General features: G+C 44.5%; 13 protein-coding genes. 9 read left to right on the top strand and 4 right to left on the bottom strand.

Going from position 1 to position 14,621, the window contains the following annotated elements:
• Positions 1–692: 692 nt before the first annotated feature.
• Both M9196_RS22095 and rarD read right to left on the bottom strand, forming a co-directional pair.
• The gene (locus M9196_RS22095) at positions 693–1,349 is read right to left on the bottom strand and encodes a LysE family translocator (protein ID WP_250619664.1); all 657 of its coding nucleotides are present in this window, start codon (positions 1,347–1,349) and stop codon (positions 693–695) included.
• 17 nt (positions 1,350–1,366) lie between these two features.
• Positions 1,367–2,263 carry an EamA family transporter RarD gene (gene rarD / locus M9196_RS22100; RefSeq protein ID WP_250619665.1) on the bottom strand — a complete coding sequence of 299 codons (897 nt, stop codon included), beginning with the start codon at positions 2,261–2,263 and terminating at the stop codon, positions 1,367–1,369.
• 202 nt (positions 2,264–2,465) lie between these two features.
• Here rarD and recQ point away from each other — a divergent pair, with 202 nt between their 5' ends.
• From recQ to M9196_RS22115, 3 genes are all read left to right on the top strand, one after another.
• Entirely contained in the window at positions 2,466–4,301 is a 1,836-nt protein-coding gene (gene recQ / locus M9196_RS22105) for an ATP-dependent DNA helicase RecQ (protein ID WP_250619666.1), read from the top strand.
• On the top strand, positions 4,294–4,596 hold the full coding sequence (locus M9196_RS22110) for a DUF3630 family protein (protein WP_250619667.1): 303 nt from the start codon (positions 4,294–4,296) through the stop codon (positions 4,594–4,596). Before recQ ends, M9196_RS22110 begins: the two co-directional genes overlap by 8 nt.
• A 192-nt stretch (positions 4,597–4,788) precedes the next feature.
• A complete protein-coding gene (locus tag M9196_RS22115) occupies positions 4,789–5,460 on the top strand; it encodes a 7-cyano-7-deazaguanine/7-aminomethyl-7-deazaguanine transporter (RefSeq protein ID WP_250619668.1) in 672 nt (223 codons plus the stop codon).
• A gap of 61 nt (positions 5,461–5,521) precedes the next feature.
• Here the strand turns inward: M9196_RS22115 and gppA are convergent, their stop codons facing one another.
• Together gppA and rhlB are read right to left on the bottom strand one after the other, a co-directional pair.
• The gene (gene gppA, locus M9196_RS22120; protein ID WP_250619669.1) at positions 5,522–7,018 is read right to left on the bottom strand and encodes a guanosine-5'-triphosphate,3'-diphosphate diphosphatase; all 1,497 of its coding nucleotides are present in this window, start codon (positions 7,016–7,018) and stop codon (positions 5,522–5,524) included.
• A 20-nt stretch (positions 7,019–7,038) separates the two neighbouring features.
• On the bottom strand, positions 7,039–8,334 hold the full coding sequence (gene rhlB / locus M9196_RS22125; RefSeq protein ID WP_250619670.1) for an ATP-dependent RNA helicase RhlB: 1,296 nt from the start codon (positions 8,332–8,334) through the stop codon (positions 7,039–7,041).
• Between the two features lie 108 nt (positions 8,335–8,442).
• On the opposite strand from rhlB, the gene trxA reads away from it, so the two are divergent.
• From trxA to fre, 6 genes are all read left to right on the top strand, one after another.
• Entirely contained in the window at positions 8,443–8,769 is a 327-nt protein-coding gene (gene trxA / locus M9196_RS22130) for a thioredoxin TrxA (protein WP_250619671.1), read from the top strand.
• Between the two features lie 193 nt (positions 8,770–8,962).
• Positions 8,963–10,222 (top strand): transcription termination factor Rho, encoded by a 1,260-nt coding sequence (rho, locus tag M9196_RS22135; RefSeq protein ID WP_250619677.1) that lies wholly within the window; start codon positions 8,963–8,965, stop codon positions 10,220–10,222.
• Positions 10,223–10,330: 108 nt separating this feature from the next.
• Positions 10,331–11,329 carry a hypothetical protein gene (locus M9196_RS22140; protein ID WP_250619672.1) on the top strand — a complete coding sequence of 333 codons (999 nt, stop codon included), beginning with the start codon at positions 10,331–10,333 and terminating at the stop codon, positions 11,327–11,329.
• A 101-nt stretch (positions 11,330–11,430) separates the two neighbouring features.
• Complete coding sequence (gene ubiD, locus M9196_RS22145; RefSeq protein ID WP_250619673.1) at positions 11,431–13,296, top strand: 4-hydroxy-3-polyprenylbenzoate decarboxylase; 1,866 nt, start codon at positions 11,431–11,433, stop codon at positions 13,294–13,296.
• Positions 13,293–13,565, top strand: coding sequence for a 2Fe-2S iron-sulfur cluster-binding protein (locus M9196_RS22150; RefSeq protein WP_250619674.1), 273 nt, complete (start codon positions 13,293–13,295; stop codon positions 13,563–13,565). Before ubiD ends, M9196_RS22150 begins: the two co-directional genes overlap by 4 nt.
• A 12-nt stretch (positions 13,566–13,577) precedes the next feature.
• On the top strand, positions 13,578–14,291 hold the full coding sequence (gene fre / locus M9196_RS22155; protein WP_250619675.1) for an NAD(P)H-flavin reductase: 714 nt from the start codon (positions 13,578–13,580) through the stop codon (positions 14,289–14,291).
• Positions 14,292–14,621: the final 330 nt, after the last annotated feature.

Below are 14,621 nucleotides of genomic sequence, written 5' to 3' on the forward strand. Positions count from 1 at the left end.
GCCATGTCACCCAAACTTATGTTTACGAGAATATTTTACGTTTACGAGAATATTGTATTTTGGACAAAGAAAAACCCCGAGGGCTTGCGCCCTACGGGGTTATGGTCTTACTCGCAGCAATCCGGCTACTATAGGTGCTCCATGCATCTAATCCATGATAGTGTGCTGTATTCCTTCAGCGTATTCCTTTCATCGCCATCCTAGCGGTGTCCTTGGTCTTATCCTGACCTGCCAACAATCCTCGTTAGCGCGCTTCACTTGTTCCTTGAGCGGTGTCCCTGACATCATCCTGATGTTAAGTCCTTTCCTCATCCAGAGGTGTCCATTGTCTTTCCTTAGTAGTAACCATCCTAGTTACTATTGCGTCCATTCAATGTCCAATTCGCTTTCCTTGCCGACTATTCATCCTGAATAACCGTAACTTCTTCCTGAAGATGCCCAAATCCCTGAGCGTTTCCTGTTCCGTGTCAGCATCCTTCCGACACAGATAATATTAAACCAATTCACACGTAGAACAATTACCTGATTAAGCAAATACGCCATAGAAGAGTAATGCAAAAAACAACAAAATCATTATTTATCAATGATTTAATATAGTACTGGGTTGAAGGCTTGATAGTTAAAGTGATAATGACCTACTGCTTTGTAAGAGATCTCGCACACGTTGGATGTCGAAAAGCGTAATAGTGACCTTAGAATGCGATAGCGACTTGGTACAAGATAGCGAGTCCAATACCAGAAAACAGCAGCCCACACAGTGAGTCGATATAAATAGAGACTGATAATAAGCGCTGCTGCAGCTTTTTAGTGGATAATGCCCAAGCTAAGAATGAGAACCAAGCTAACGATAGGGCCCATAAAATAAATAGGGCGCTGATTTTGCCAGGTATCGACATAGTCGCGGGAACTAAGCTCGACATTAGACTAATAAAAAAGACCAGCGCTTTCGGGTTGAGGATATTAGTAGTGAAGCCGCGAGAAAAGGCTTGGCGACGATTAGCAAGTAGCAAGCGGTCGTTTGTTTTGATTATGTCTGGCTCATCTTCGGCAGACCAGCGTGACATGACAGAGCGTAGAGCACCAACACCTAAGTATAAAAGGTATAACCCTCCTGCGCATTGCACTAAGGCAAATAGCGCTGGATGTTGATGAATAATGTAGCTCACGCCCGTTAGGCTAAAAATGGAATGAACTAAAATACCGAACGAGAGCCCTAGCGCAATATAGAAGCCGGTTTGTCGCCCATACTTGGTAGCGTTTTGAACCACAAGCGCAAAGTCTGGTCCAGGGCTCATCAAGGCGACAAAGTGTACCGTCGCCAAAGTCATTAAGATGGTAATTTCATTCATAGTTTAACAATCCAATACTATTTTGTTTTTTTAGTGCCGTTTTTAAGCCCATCAATACTGAAAACCAATAGTGCGCCCCAGATAAAGGCGAATGTGAGCGCCTTATCGGTAGAGAAATCTTCACCATAAATAAGTACCGCAAGCATGAACATCAAACTTGGACCAATATATTGGAAGAATCCAAGTGTCGACAGTTTTAAGCGAGTTGCAGCACCAGTAAAGCACAGCAAAGGTAAGGTGGTGATCACACCTGCGGAAATCAGCAGTATGTTTAAATTTACGCTGTTATTGAAAAGGTTTGAAGTGGCACTATCAGCAAATATGGCTAGGTAAATCGCAGCGACAGGAAGCAATACCAAGGTCTCAATGAAAAGCCCGGTTTGAGCGTCCAAATTGACTTTTTTTCGCAATAATCCGTAGAAACCAAAGCTGGTCGCCAACGCTAAGGCCACAATCGGTACTGATCCGAAGACAAACAGCTGAATGAGTACACCAATAGTGGCAAGCCCAACGGCAAACCACTGTAGTTTTCGTAGTCGTTCTCCGAGAAATAGCATACCAAGAATGACGTTAAGCAAAGGGTTAATGTAGTAGCCAAGGCTTGCATCAAGCATGTGATTTGAATTTACTGCCCAAATAAAAATTAACCAGTTGGTCCCCACAAGTAGCGAAGTGGTGACCAAAAAGCCCATTTTTTGCTTGGATTTGAGTACATCGCGTACACCGCGCCAACGACGACTATAGTGCAGTAATCCGGCGAGTAAAAAAAACGACCAAAGAACACGGTGGCTTAATATCTCTAGGGGTGACACTTCCCCCAAAGCTTTAAAGTAGATAGGGGCAATGCCCCACATGGTGTAGGCGCCGACGGCAAGTAAAATGCCTTCTTTAGCGCGTTGTTGTTCTATGGACATGCAGTGATTCTCAGAAGCGTAGCCAATTGGCCAAAAAAGAGGAAGTTGGCTAGTATAGCGCTTCGTTGGCTGCGGGACTAATTATTGTATGAATGGTAAGCGGCAGTTAATTAATTGGCGACGTGATTTCCAGTTTCATTCCCCCTTGAACCCCTCTACAATGTAGCGTCTTTTTGCCCTTCATTTATTGTCAGGATATTGCATGACTGCTGTGTTACTTGCTGAACAGCCCGAATCATTACCAAGTTCACAGTCTGTCCTTGAGTCGGTTTTTGGCTATCAAGATTTTCGACCTGGCCAACAAGAAGTGATTGATAACGCGATCGCGGGCGCCGATGGCTTGGTCATCATGCCAACAGGAGCGGGTAAATCCCTGTGTTATCAAATTCCTGCGTTAGTTCGTTCCGGTGTCACAATTGTGATTTCACCGTTGATTTCCTTAATGAAAGATCAGGTCGACCAACTTAAGGCCAATGGCGTTGCTGCGGAATGTATTAATTCGACGATGAGTCGAGAGGCGCTTACTGAAACCTATCGACGAATGAATACCGGTCAGGCAAAGTTGGTCTATGTTTCGCCTGAACGTGTGCTTATGCGAGATTTTATCGAGCGTTTGGATCATATCGAACTGTCTATGATTGCGGTTGACGAAGCGCACTGTATCTCGCAGTGGGGCCATGACTTTCGACCTGAGTATGCGTCATTAGGGCGTTTGAAAGAACTCTTTCCTTTTGTTCCTGTGATTGCGTTAACGGCCACTGCTGATGATGCAACTCGCAAAGACATAATTCAACGCTTGAGTCTTCAAGACCCTCATGAGTATCTCGGCAGTTTCGACCGGCCGAATATTCGTTACACGCTGGTGGAGAAACACAAGCCCGTGTCTCAAGTCGTTCGCTTTCTGGCTGAGAATAAAGGCGGCAGTGGCATTATTTATTGTGGTAGCCGCAAAAAAGTCGAAATGTTGACAGAAAAACTGTGCAATAACCACGTCCGTGCCGCGAGCTATCATGCCGGGATTGATGCCGACGAACGTGCTTATGTTCAAGAGGCTTTTCAGCGTGATGATATCCAAATTGTTGTGGCGACCGTCGCATTTGGTATGGGCATCAATAAGCCGAACGTGCGATTTGTCGTTCATTTTGATATTCCAAGAAATATTGAGTCCTATTATCAAGAGACGGGGCGAGCGGGTCGTGATGGATTGCCGGCAGAGGCGATGATGCTGTATGACCCTGCTGATATTGGCTGGCTTCGCCGAATGTTAGATGAAAAAGATGAAGGGCCGCAAAAGCAAGTTGAGAGTCATAAGTTGAATGCGATGAGCGCGTTCGCGGAAGCGCAAACTTGCCGACGCCAAGTACTTCTCAACTATTTCGGTGAGTATCGAGAGGAGCCGTGTGGTAACTGTGATATCTGTCTTGACCCACCTAAGCGTTTTGATGCAACCGAGCAAGCACAAAAGGCATTGTCGTGTGTTTATCGAGTGAATCAAAACTTTGGTATTGGTTACGTGGTTGAAGTGCTAAGAGGCATGGCAAATATTCGTGTCAGAGAACATGGGCATGACAAATTAACGACTTACGGTATTGGTCGCGATCATAGCCACGATTATTGGGTCAGTATTTTTAGGCAATTGATTCATAAAGGCCTTCTTAATCAAAATATCACTCGAAATTCGACGTTACAACTGACGGAAGAAGCGCGCCCTGTGCTGCGTGGTGAGATGCCATTAGAGTTAGCGGTTCCTCGTCTGGATACGGCGGCAAGAAGTGCGAAATCTGAAAAGTTGGTGTCGAAGCATTATGATAAGAAGCTGTTTGCGAAGTTAAGAAAGTTAAGAAAGTCTATTGCCGATGAGGATGGCTTGCCTCCTTATGTGGTCTTTAGTGATGCGACTTTGATTGATATGGCTGAAATTCTACCCACCTCGTATGGCGAAATGCTGGCCGTGAATGGCGTGGGTGAGCGTAAATTAGATAAATACGCAGACCCATTTTTAGACTTAATCCAGGAGCACTTAACCAACCATGGTTGATTTCGGTTTACGTGGATACATTCGAGAGCAGGGTAAGCTGCTCATCATCACGCCTTCGTTTGATTTTGATAGCTTTGACGAGTTAGCGAAGATGCTTATACAGTCTTTGTCTGCGCAAGTGATAGAAAAGCAATGGGATGCTGATATTCACACTTGGCTCATTGACTTTGAAGGCTGTCGATTGTTGCTCAAGGGCGAGCATTACAGCGAATCTATGTGGTTTGAAGCGTTAGATAAAACGAGTTCTATAGAAGAATTGGATTTTCTTGCCAAACTGTTTAAGCAGGGGTTTTAGCAAATCTAGAGCATCAATTGGCGTATTGTTTTGAGTAAACGTTTGCCTTTATTGCGTCTATTGCACCCTCAATTGATTAATGTATAATCGCCCGCCGCGAATCGGTGGAAACATCGATATTTTATTTTTATCATTAGAGACGTTGTCTCACTTGGGTTCCCTCCACCCCAAGCAAAACGAAAAAGGTACAATATGAATCATTTTTCCCCTGCGCAACAGCGCAAAGCATTAACGCTGCTCGTTTTATTTCACCTTGTCATCATTGCTTCCAGTAACTACCTAGTCCAGTTACCATTCACGGTTTTTGGTTTTCATACGACTTGGGGTGCGTTCACCTTCCCGTTTATTTTTCTTGCAACTGATCTTACCGTTCGAATTTTTGGCGCAGGAATGGCACGAAAAATTATCTTTTTGGTGATGCTACCGGCCCTAGCGGTGTCATACGGATTATCGGTACTCTTTTTTGAAGGACAATTTCAAGGTGTGGGTCAGCTAAGTGAGTTCAACTTGTTTGTGGCTCGAATTGCGGCGGCAAGTTTTATGGCGTATTTGCTAGGGCAAATATTGGATGTCCATGTTTTTAACCGGCTGCGCCAAATGAAACAGTGGTGGGTTGCCCCGACATGTTCAACCTTATTTGGTAATGCGCTTGATACGCTGGCGTTCTTTGCGATTGCCTTTTATCAAAGTCCTGATCCGTTTATGGCAGAGCACTGGACCGAAATTGCTTTGGTCGACTATGGTTTTAAGTTAATCATTAGTTTGGGGTTATTTGTGCCGATGTACGGAGTGTTACTTAATTTCTTAGTGAAGAAGCTGACGGCCAATGATGCTGAATTTAAGATATCTGGGGTTAAAGCGTAGACATAAAAAAACCGAACGAAAGTTCGGTTTTTTTATGTGTTGGTATTGACGAATTTAGGCGTTAAACGGCTTTGATGAACAATGGCCAGCCTAAGTCAGATTGTCGATTCGACTCGATTTCGAGTTCCGCTGCGGTTAGTGGATTACTTTCAAGCCACTGTTTATCGAGTGTAAGTGTGAGTTGATCTTGATGACTCTCTAGCGTGACATTGGGTTGCAAATCGCGTTGTCGCCTATGGGTTATAATCACCGCGAGGCGCAGTAAGCGTAGCGCTCGTGTCGCACTCTCTGCTGAAATTGCATGCTGAGGTGGAAGTGGACTTAATTGATCTTTATAACGTCGGATCACTTCGGCTAAAAAGTGCTTTTGCGCTCGTGTATAGCCGGGGAGATCGATGTTTTTAAGTAAGTAAGCACCATGTTCTCCTGCTTTTTTAAAATCGAGAGTAAGGCCGATTTCATGCAATTTTGCTGCGGTTGCGAGCAGTGCTTCTCCGTGCGGTTCGTGGATACATCGGGCACCACCACAGGCATTGAGAAGTTGCAGTGCCGTTGTTGCTACCTGCTCACCATAAGTCACGTCAAGTTGGCAGCGAGATTGCATACTGCTAATGGTACGCGCTCGAATATCATCTTGTTGAAGTTCAGACACCATGTCGTAAACCATACCTTCACGCAATGCACCGCCAGCTAATGTCATATACTCCAGTTCGAGTAGTTCAAAGATAGCGATGAGTATGGATAATCCACTTGGGAACACCAGAGCACGCTCTAATGTTAGTCCTTCAATGTCGAGCTCTTCTAAGTGATCGGCTTGCATCGCTTGCTTTTGCAAGCGTTTTAGCTTGGCATGCGTGATGACTTCGTCCATCCCTTGCGCCAGCATAATCTCTTGTAGTGCTTGTACGGTACCACTTGCGCCAACACAGGTATCCCAACCAATCTGTTGGTATTGCGCAAGAATAGGTGCCAGCGTGTCTTTCGCTGCGCTGATCGCGCAGTCAAAATTCTTCTTATTTAATTGGCGATCTTTAAAGTGACGTTCAAGCCAAGTAACACAGCCCATTTTTAAGCTGGTTAACGCTTTAGGTTGGAAGCCTTCACCGATGATTAGCTCGGTACTGGCACCGCCAATATCAACAACAAGCCGACGACCTGTTCCGCCAGACGTGTGAGCCACACCTTTGTATATCGTTGCCGCTTCTTCTTCACCTGAAATCACCTGAATCGGATAGCCAAGAATGTCATTGGCTTTATCGAGAAAAATATCGACATTGGTCGCCGTTCTAAGCGTTGCAGTGCCAACAATACGGATATTCTCTTTCGGGATATCTTGTAGCCTCTCAGCAAAGAGGCTAAGGCAATCCCATCCGCGTTGCATGGCTTCTGGGCTTAACGCCATGGTGTCATTCAATCCAGCAGCAAGGCGAACCTTGCGTTTTATCTTAGCCATCGTTTGAATGCTACCGTCGATGTGTCGAACTACTAACATGTGGAAGCTGTTCGACCCTAAATCAATCGCGGCATAAAGAGGTGAAGAATTAACTGCGTGACTCATAAAATGTGGCTACGTCCTTATTAAGAGCGTGGAGCTCTTGGTCTTCTTTGAGGCTTACGGTTTGACTGTCTGGAGCCACCTGTGTTGGTACGTCGTTGACCTGAGTTACGAGGTCTCATCGTTGTCAAAGGTGCCGGTAGATCGGTCAACAATGCTGTTGAGTCATAATCCGATACTGGGATTGAATGCTCAATGTACTCTTCAATCGCAGGTAGATTGATAGCATAGTCTTCACATGCAAAGCTAATTGAGTGTCCACTCGCGCCAGCACGACCAGTACGACCAATACGGTGAACGTAGTCTTCGCAGTCGTCAGGTAGGTCAAAGTTGAAAACGTGTGTCACTTGTGGAATGTGTAATCCACGCGCAGCAACATCCGTTGCAACCAAAATGTCAACGTCACCTTGAGTAAATTGCTCTAAGATTTTTTCACGTTTCTTTTGTGGTACATCGCCAGTTAACAGACCTACACGGTGACCGTCGGCAGCGAGATGGCCCCACACTTTGTCACACTTGTGTTTCGTGTTGGCAAAAACAATGGCGCGATCTGGCCAGTCATTTTCAATTAACGTCTGTAGTAGTGTCATCTTTTCAGTGTTTGAAGGGTAGAAAAGCTCTTCTTGAATGCGATGACCCGTTTTTTGTTCAGGTTCAACGACTACATGCTCTGGATTGTGCATGTGTTCAAAGGCTAACTCTTGAACGCGATAAGATAATGTTGCTGAGAACAACATGTTTAGACGATCTTTTGGCTCCGGCATACGGCGGAATAAAAAGCGAATGTCCTTAATAAAGCCTAAATCAAACATACGGTCAGCTTCGTCTAAAACGACGGCTTGGATGTTATTTAGGTTAAATACACGTTGTTTGTAAAAGTCGATAATACGACCACAAGTACCGATGAGGATATCGACACCCTGTTCAAACTGAGCAAGTTGCTTATCGTAGCTATCGCCACCGTAAGCTAATGCTGTTTTTAACCCTGTGCTCTCGATAAGTGGCTTAGCATCATTGTGGATCTGAATAGCTAATTCACGAGTCGGGGCCATAATAATCGCACGAGGCTGATTAGCCGTGCGACCGTCATGTTCAGGAGTGATCAGTAAGTGATTAAAGGTAGCAGCGAGAAACGCGAGCGTTTTTCCAGTCCCTGTTTGGGCTTGGCCTGCAATATCTTGGCCGGTGAGCAGTACCGGCAACGCCAAGGCTTGGATAGGGGTACAGAATTCGAACCCTTTTTTTCCTAGTCCTTCAATGATTTGCGGTTGTAAATCCAAATCGGCGAATTTTTGCTCTGTGATATGCGTCTTTTTCATCGGCACAGAATATCAGCTTAAGCTTGCAATACGAAGTTAAATACTTTCCAATAGGAGAACTAATTGTTGGTGATTATCTCATCAACACAAAAAATATCGGAGTGAAAGATGAGTGAAAAGATTTTGCAGCTGACTGATGACGGTTTTGAATCTGACGTGATTAATGCTGCAGGCCCGGTTCTTGTTGACTTCTGGGCAGAGTGGTGTGGTCCTTGTAAAATGATTGCGCCTATTCTGGATGAGATTTCAACAGAATACGAAGGCAAGCTCACTATCGGTAAACTTAACATTGACCAAAATGCGGGTACACCACCAAAATTTGGTATTCGCGGCATTCCAACACTGCTTTTATTTAAAGATGGTGCGGTTGCTGCGACGAAAGTTGGCGCTTTATCAAAAACTCAATTGAAAGAGTTTTTGGACGCAAACTTATAATGATAAGTAACGAAAGCCGTGTATCTTAACAAATACGCGGTTTTGTTTTTCCCAAAGCTAGACTAGAATGATTTTTAGTGCTAATTTATCGCACGTTAATTAAACAAACGTTCACTTCTTGGTCGTTCCTGAGACCAAATCCATCTTAAATAAGAAAATAGATCCTATTTTGACTAAACAAACATCCACCACAATGAATTTAACAGAATTAAAGAACAGACCTGTTTCTGAGCTCGTCAAGCTTGGCGAATCATTAGGCCTAGAAAACTTGGCTCGTCTGCGTAAGCAAGACATTATTTTCGCCATCTTAAAAGCGCATGCGAAAAGTGGTGAAGATATCTTTGGCGACGGGGTTCTAGAAATTCTTCAAGACGGGTTTGGCTTCCTGCGTAGCGCAGACAGCTCGTATCTAGCTGGTCCCGATGACATTTATGTCTCTCCAAGTCAGATTCGCCGTTTCAATTTGCGCACGGGCGATTCTATTGCCGGTAAGATTCGTCCACCAAAAGACGGTGAACGATACTTCGCTCTATTGAAAGTTAATACGGTTAACCACGACAAGCCTGACAATGCACGTAATAAGATTCTGTTTGAAAACCTCACGCCTCTGCACGCTAATGAGCGTATGGTTATGGAGCGCGGTAATGGTGCAACTGAAGATATTACGGCTCGTATTCTGGATCTAGCTTCTCCAATTGGTAAAGGCCAACGTGGTCTGATTGTTGCTCCGCCTAAAGCGGGTAAGACAATGCTACTGCAAAATATTGCACAGAGCATTGCGCACAACCACCCTGATTGTGAATTGATGGTTCTACTTATCGATGAGCGCCCAGAAGAAGTTACCGAGATGCAACGCCTTGTAAAGGGTGAAGTTATCGCGTCAACATTTGATGAGCCAGCTTCTCGTCACGTTCAAGTTGCTGAAATGGTTATTGAGAAGGCGAAGCGTCTTGTTGAACACAAGAAAGACGTGGTAATCCTACTTGATTCTATTACTCGTCTTGCACGTGCATACAACACCGTTGTTCCTTCATCTGGTAAGGTACTAACAGGTGGTGTTGATGCCAACGCTTTACATCGCCCTAAGCGCTTTTTCGGTGCTGCACGTAATGTAGAAGAAGGCGGTAGCTTAACAATCATCGCAACAGCACTGGTTGATACTGGTTCTAAGATGGATGAAGTTATCTACGAAGAGTTTAAAGGTACAGGTAACATGGAACTGCACCTAAATCGTAAGATTGCTGAAAAACGTGTCTTCCCTGCGATTGACTTTAATCGTTCAGGTACTCGTCGTGAAGAGCTTCTGACAAAAACGGATGAGCTACAGAAAATGTGGATTCTTCGTAAGATTGTCCATCCAATGGGCGAAATCGATGCAATGGAGTTCCTCATCGATAAGCTGGCGATGACTAAGACCAATAATGAATTCTTTGATGCAATGCGCCGTCAATAATTGATAGCATTTCTCAATTTTAAAACGCCACCCTTTAAGGGTGGCGTTTTTGTTTGCACTTCTTTTGTTTCGAGCGCAAAATCTAAGAAGTGTTAACAGGAGGTTAAAATGCTACAAGGATGGTTAGCATCGTTACTCCTCAGCTTTGCGGTTGTGATTACCTCACCTGCAGTAGCATCTAAGGAGATGGCGAAAGAAGAAGTAAATTACTGGTTAAACAGTAAGCAGGTACAGCTCAAAGTTTCAGAGTTTGTCCGCTTAGTTGAAAAGGATGAGATAGACAGCCTTAAATTTTCCATCAATCGGTTGGCTTTGCCGCAACAAGAAGTCGCGCGCTTCTTGCTGCTACAAAATATTGAGCAGCGCGACATTATACTGACATCAAAAATGGCCATCTTTGTTCGGGGCCAACAATCTTTGGCCCCAACCTATACCGTTCTTGAGCGAGGTGAGGGGTATGAATTTTCTGTGCCAGCTTTTAATTACCCAGCGATTTCCTCAAGACTAATAAAACAGTGGCAAAACGATCAAAAAACCTTGGACTTCATTCTGCTTACAGAAAGTGGACAGCTGAATCTTCGAGAATGGCTCTCTGAGGGAAGCGATTACGACAAGCAAAATCGTGAAAGCGTGTTAGTGAATGAGTTTGATAGCTTGTCTCCTAGAGGAAGTGATTTTCTCATTGGTCAACTAACCAATACCAAAGTCACAGAGTGGCTACCTTCAACAAGGGTGCTAGTAAGAATGGCTCAAGAGAGTGAAGATGAACAACTCTATCAACTGCTGTGGAAGATGCGAGCAGATCACAATAGCCAATCAGAGCTCGAGCGTTTAGCTGCGCTTGACACCCCTTTTTCGCAACAGCAAATTATGCTTGCCGCAATGAATCCAAGTTTAAAAAACCAAGCTTTGTCTGAGCTAGCACAAATCAATCCACTCCCCGATGAGGTGAAACAGTTCTTAGTTTCTAGGATGACGACTTCAGACGACGCTTCATTTGTCGCTCAGCAGTTAGCTCAGTATGGGCATAGTGGTTGGGTAAGGGATGTTGTTTCGACAAATAGTGATGTTAAAGAAAACTTGATACTACGAGCGTTGTCTAATTGAGGCGGCTTTGTCGAGGATAATTATCATTTTTGCTGCAAACTTCGCCAACTGGCGAAGTTTGCGTATATAATGCCTGCATCTTTCAAGGCGATGTATACCCTATGAATTTTAAGGATTTACGAGATTTTATCGATCATCTAGAGAGTAAACAGCTATTGAAGCGTATTACTCACCCTGTTGACCCACATTACGAAATGACAGAGATCAGTGATCGTACGTTGCGCGCTGGCGGACCTGCGTTGTTATTTGAAAACCCAATAGGGTACGACATGCCTGTATTGACGAATCTGTTCGGTACATCAGAACGTGTGGCCATTGGTATGGGCAGGCAGGAGGTCAAAGAGCTACGCGAAGTGGGTAAGCTGCTAGCGTATTTAAAAGAGCCTGAACCTCCAAAAGGTTTTAAGGACGCGCTGGATAAGCTGCCCGTTTTTCGACAAGTACTCAACATGCCAGTTAAACGGCTAAAAAGAGCGGCGTGTCAGCAAGTCGTCTGGCAGGGCGATCAAGTTGACCTAGATAAGATACCAGTGATGAGTTGCTGGCAAGATGACGTCGCCCCATTATTGACGTGGGGACTGACCGTCACCAAGGGCCCGAATAAAAATCGTCAAAACCTAGGCATCTACCGCCAGCAAAAGTTAACGAAAAATAAAGTCATTATGCGTTGGCTAGCACATCGAGGCGGGGCGCTTGATCTTCGTGATTGGATGGAAACCCACCCGGGCAAACCTTTTCCTGTCTCCGTTGCTTTTGGTGCTGACCCTGCCACTATTTTGGGTGCGGTGACTCCTGTACCGGACACCTTATCAGAATATGCGTTCGCAGGTTTGTTGCGGGGCGAGAAAACCGAAGTCGTCAAATCAGTCAGTAATGGGCTTGAAGTCCCAGCCAGTGCAGAGATTGTCTTAGAGGGGTTTATTGACCCGAACGAATTTGCGGATGAAGGTCCTTATGGTGATCATACGGGCTACTATAATGAGGTCGAAAAGCATCATGTCTTTACTGTCACGCACATCACGATGAGAAAGGACCCTATCTACCACAGCACGTATACGGGACGTCCACCGGATGAACCTGCGGTGCTTGGTGTTGCATTGAATGAAGTGTTTGTCCCTATCTTACAAAAGCAGTTCCCGGAAATTGTGGACTTCTACTTGCCACCTGAAGGTTGTTCTTATCGAATGGCTGTCGTGACGATGAAAAAGCAGTACCCGGGTCATGCCAAGCGAGTCATGATGGGAGTATGGTCCTTTTTACGTCAGTTCATGTACACCAAGTTCGTCGTGGTTTGCGATGAAAGTGTCGATGCCCGAGATTGGAATGACGTAGTTCAAGCCATGAATACCCATATGGATCCAGTCGGCGATACGTTACTTATCGATACGACTCCCATTGATTCCTTGGATTTTGCTTCGCCAGTGGTTGGTTTGGGCTCAAAAATGGGTCTTGATGCCACAATTAAGTGGGATGCGGAACTTGCATTGAGAAGTGCGAAGCACGCAAAACATGGTGCCTATCAGCAGAGAGATAACATTGAAGAGCAAGATTATAATCAGCAAGTGAAATCTCAGCTTCCAGAAGTACTGGATTTTCACCTTGTACCCGGCAGTGGTCTTGAGCGGATGGGAATTGTTATTGTGGATAAGCACAAGCCAGGACAGGCCGTGGCGGTCATGAAGCAAATTTGGGCGTTACTGCAGCCTAGTCTAAATGTTCAGTTTCTCATTGCGTGCGATGGCGATGTTAATGCTCGTGACTGGAATGATGTTATCTGGGCTATTACAACCAGAATGGATCCTGCACGTGATACGTTAATGATTGATGAAGCCGGTTCAAGGCTTGGATTTGATGCCACGAATAAGATAGGCCAAGAAACATTACGCGAATGGGGAGTTCCTATTAAGAAAAACCCAGAAGTTGTCGAAAAAATTGACCAAATGTGGGATGAATTAGATATCCTATGAGTCATAACGTAACATTGTTGCCACAAAACCTAACGTTTATCGTTGCAAATGGTCAATCGATATTAGATGCAGCACTCGACCAAGGTGTTGCATTTCCTCATCGTTGCAAGGTCGGTGCTTGTGCTTCATGTTTATGCCGCATCAGCAAAGGGCAAGTAAGTTACGACCTTGAACCCATGTTAACCGAAAATGAAAAACAGCAAGGCTGGATGTTCACTTGTCTTGCTCATGCTGAAAGTGATTTAGTCATTACTTTTGGTGAAGAATAAAAGAGATATAACATGACAATAAAATGTAAAGTAAAGTCGATAGAACCATTAGCCTCAAATACCTATCAAATCCTATTGCACCCAGAGACGCCAGTAAGCTTTAAAGCGGGTCAGTATCTAATGGTTGAAATGGGTGAATCAGACAAGCGTCCTTTCTCTATTGCAAGTAGCCCTTGTCGACATGAAGGCGAAGTTGAACTTCACATTGGTGCCGCTGAGCATAATGCGTATGCGATTGAAGTTGTTGAAGCAATGAAGAGCGCTTTGGAAACGAATAGCGACATTAATATTGATGCACCACATGGTGATGCTTGGATTCGTGAAGACAGTCAGCGACCTATGTTATTGATCGCTGGTGGTACGGGTTTCAGCTACGTGCGTTCAATTCTTGATCACTGCATCAGTCAAAACATCATTCAGCCAATCTATCTCTATTGGGGAGGGCGTGATGAGAAACAGCTCTATGCCAAGGACGAGCTAGTAGCTATTACCAATCAGCATGAGCATATTCAGTTCATTCCTGTTATTGAGCAGGCCGAAGCAAATTGGAGTGGCAAGCAAGGTAATGTACTGCAAGCGGTAAGTGATGACTTTGAGTCATTAGAAAACTTTGATATCTATATAGCCGGTCGTTTTGAAATGGCGGGCGCGGCTCGTGATCAGTTCACTCAAAACAAGCAAGTGACACCAGAGCATATGTACTCTGATGCGTTCGCTTTTATCTAAATCTTAGTGAAATGGTGCTAAAAGGAGAGTTTTTATACTCTCCTTTTGTTTTTCTGCTGTTCTTTTCACCAAAAGAACCTTTTTTCTAAAAAAAATCAATTTAGGGGTTGCGTACTAGTTCAATCTGCCTATAATGCGCCACTCCAGACGGAAAGGCAGCAAAGCAAGAGCCAGACTGGTCTGGAAGGGAATGAGCCAAAATAAAATAGTTTGATAAAGTGGTTGACACGACAAGTTATTTAGATAAAATGGCCGCCCACTTCGACAGAGAGCTGAAAGGCTTAAAAACGAAAGTTTAGTCAGTCGAAGTTATGTTCTTTAACAATTTAG

The sequence above is a fragment of the Vibrio methylphosphonaticus genome (genome assembly GCF_023634655.1).
Taxonomy (GTDB): domain Bacteria; phylum Pseudomonadota; class Gammaproteobacteria; order Enterobacterales; family Vibrionaceae; genus Vibrio; species Vibrio methylphosphonaticus.

Excerpts from the sequence above, each read along its gene's own strand:
- M9196_RS22095 (WP_250619664.1), bottom strand. The coding sequence starts at position 1,349 with ATGAATGAAATTACCATCTTAATGACTTTGGCGACGGTACACTTTGTC.
- rarD (WP_250619665.1), bottom strand. The coding sequence starts at position 2,263 with ATGTCCATAGAACAACAACGCGCTAAAGAAGGCATTTTACTTGCCGTC.
- recQ (WP_250619666.1), top strand. The coding sequence starts at position 2,466 with ATGACTGCTGTGTTACTTGCTGAACAGCCCGAATCATTACCAAGTTCA.
- M9196_RS22110 (WP_250619667.1), top strand. The coding sequence starts at position 4,294 with ATGGTTGATTTCGGTTTACGTGGATACATTCGAGAGCAGGGTAAGCTG.
- M9196_RS22115 (WP_250619668.1), top strand. The coding sequence starts at position 4,789 with ATGAATCATTTTTCCCCTGCGCAACAGCGCAAAGCATTAACGCTGCTC.
- gppA (WP_250619669.1), bottom strand. The coding sequence starts at position 7,018 with ATGAGTCACGCAGTTAATTCTTCACCTCTTTATGCCGCGATTGATTTA.
- rhlB (WP_250619670.1), bottom strand. The coding sequence starts at position 8,334 with ATGAAAAAGACGCATATCACAGAGCAAAAATTCGCCGATTTGGATTTA.
- trxA (WP_250619671.1), top strand. The coding sequence starts at position 8,443 with ATGAGTGAAAAGATTTTGCAGCTGACTGATGACGGTTTTGAATCTGAC.
- rho (WP_250619677.1), top strand. The coding sequence starts at position 8,963 with ATGAATTTAACAGAATTAAAGAACAGACCTGTTTCTGAGCTCGTCAAG.
- M9196_RS22140 (WP_250619672.1), top strand. The coding sequence starts at position 10,331 with ATGCTACAAGGATGGTTAGCATCGTTACTCCTCAGCTTTGCGGTTGTG.
- ubiD (WP_250619673.1), top strand. The coding sequence starts at position 11,431 with ATGAATTTTAAGGATTTACGAGATTTTATCGATCATCTAGAGAGTAAA.
- M9196_RS22150 (WP_250619674.1), top strand. The coding sequence starts at position 13,293 with ATGAGTCATAACGTAACATTGTTGCCACAAAACCTAACGTTTATCGTT.
- fre (WP_250619675.1), top strand. The coding sequence starts at position 13,578 with ATGACAATAAAATGTAAAGTAAAGTCGATAGAACCATTAGCCTCAAAT.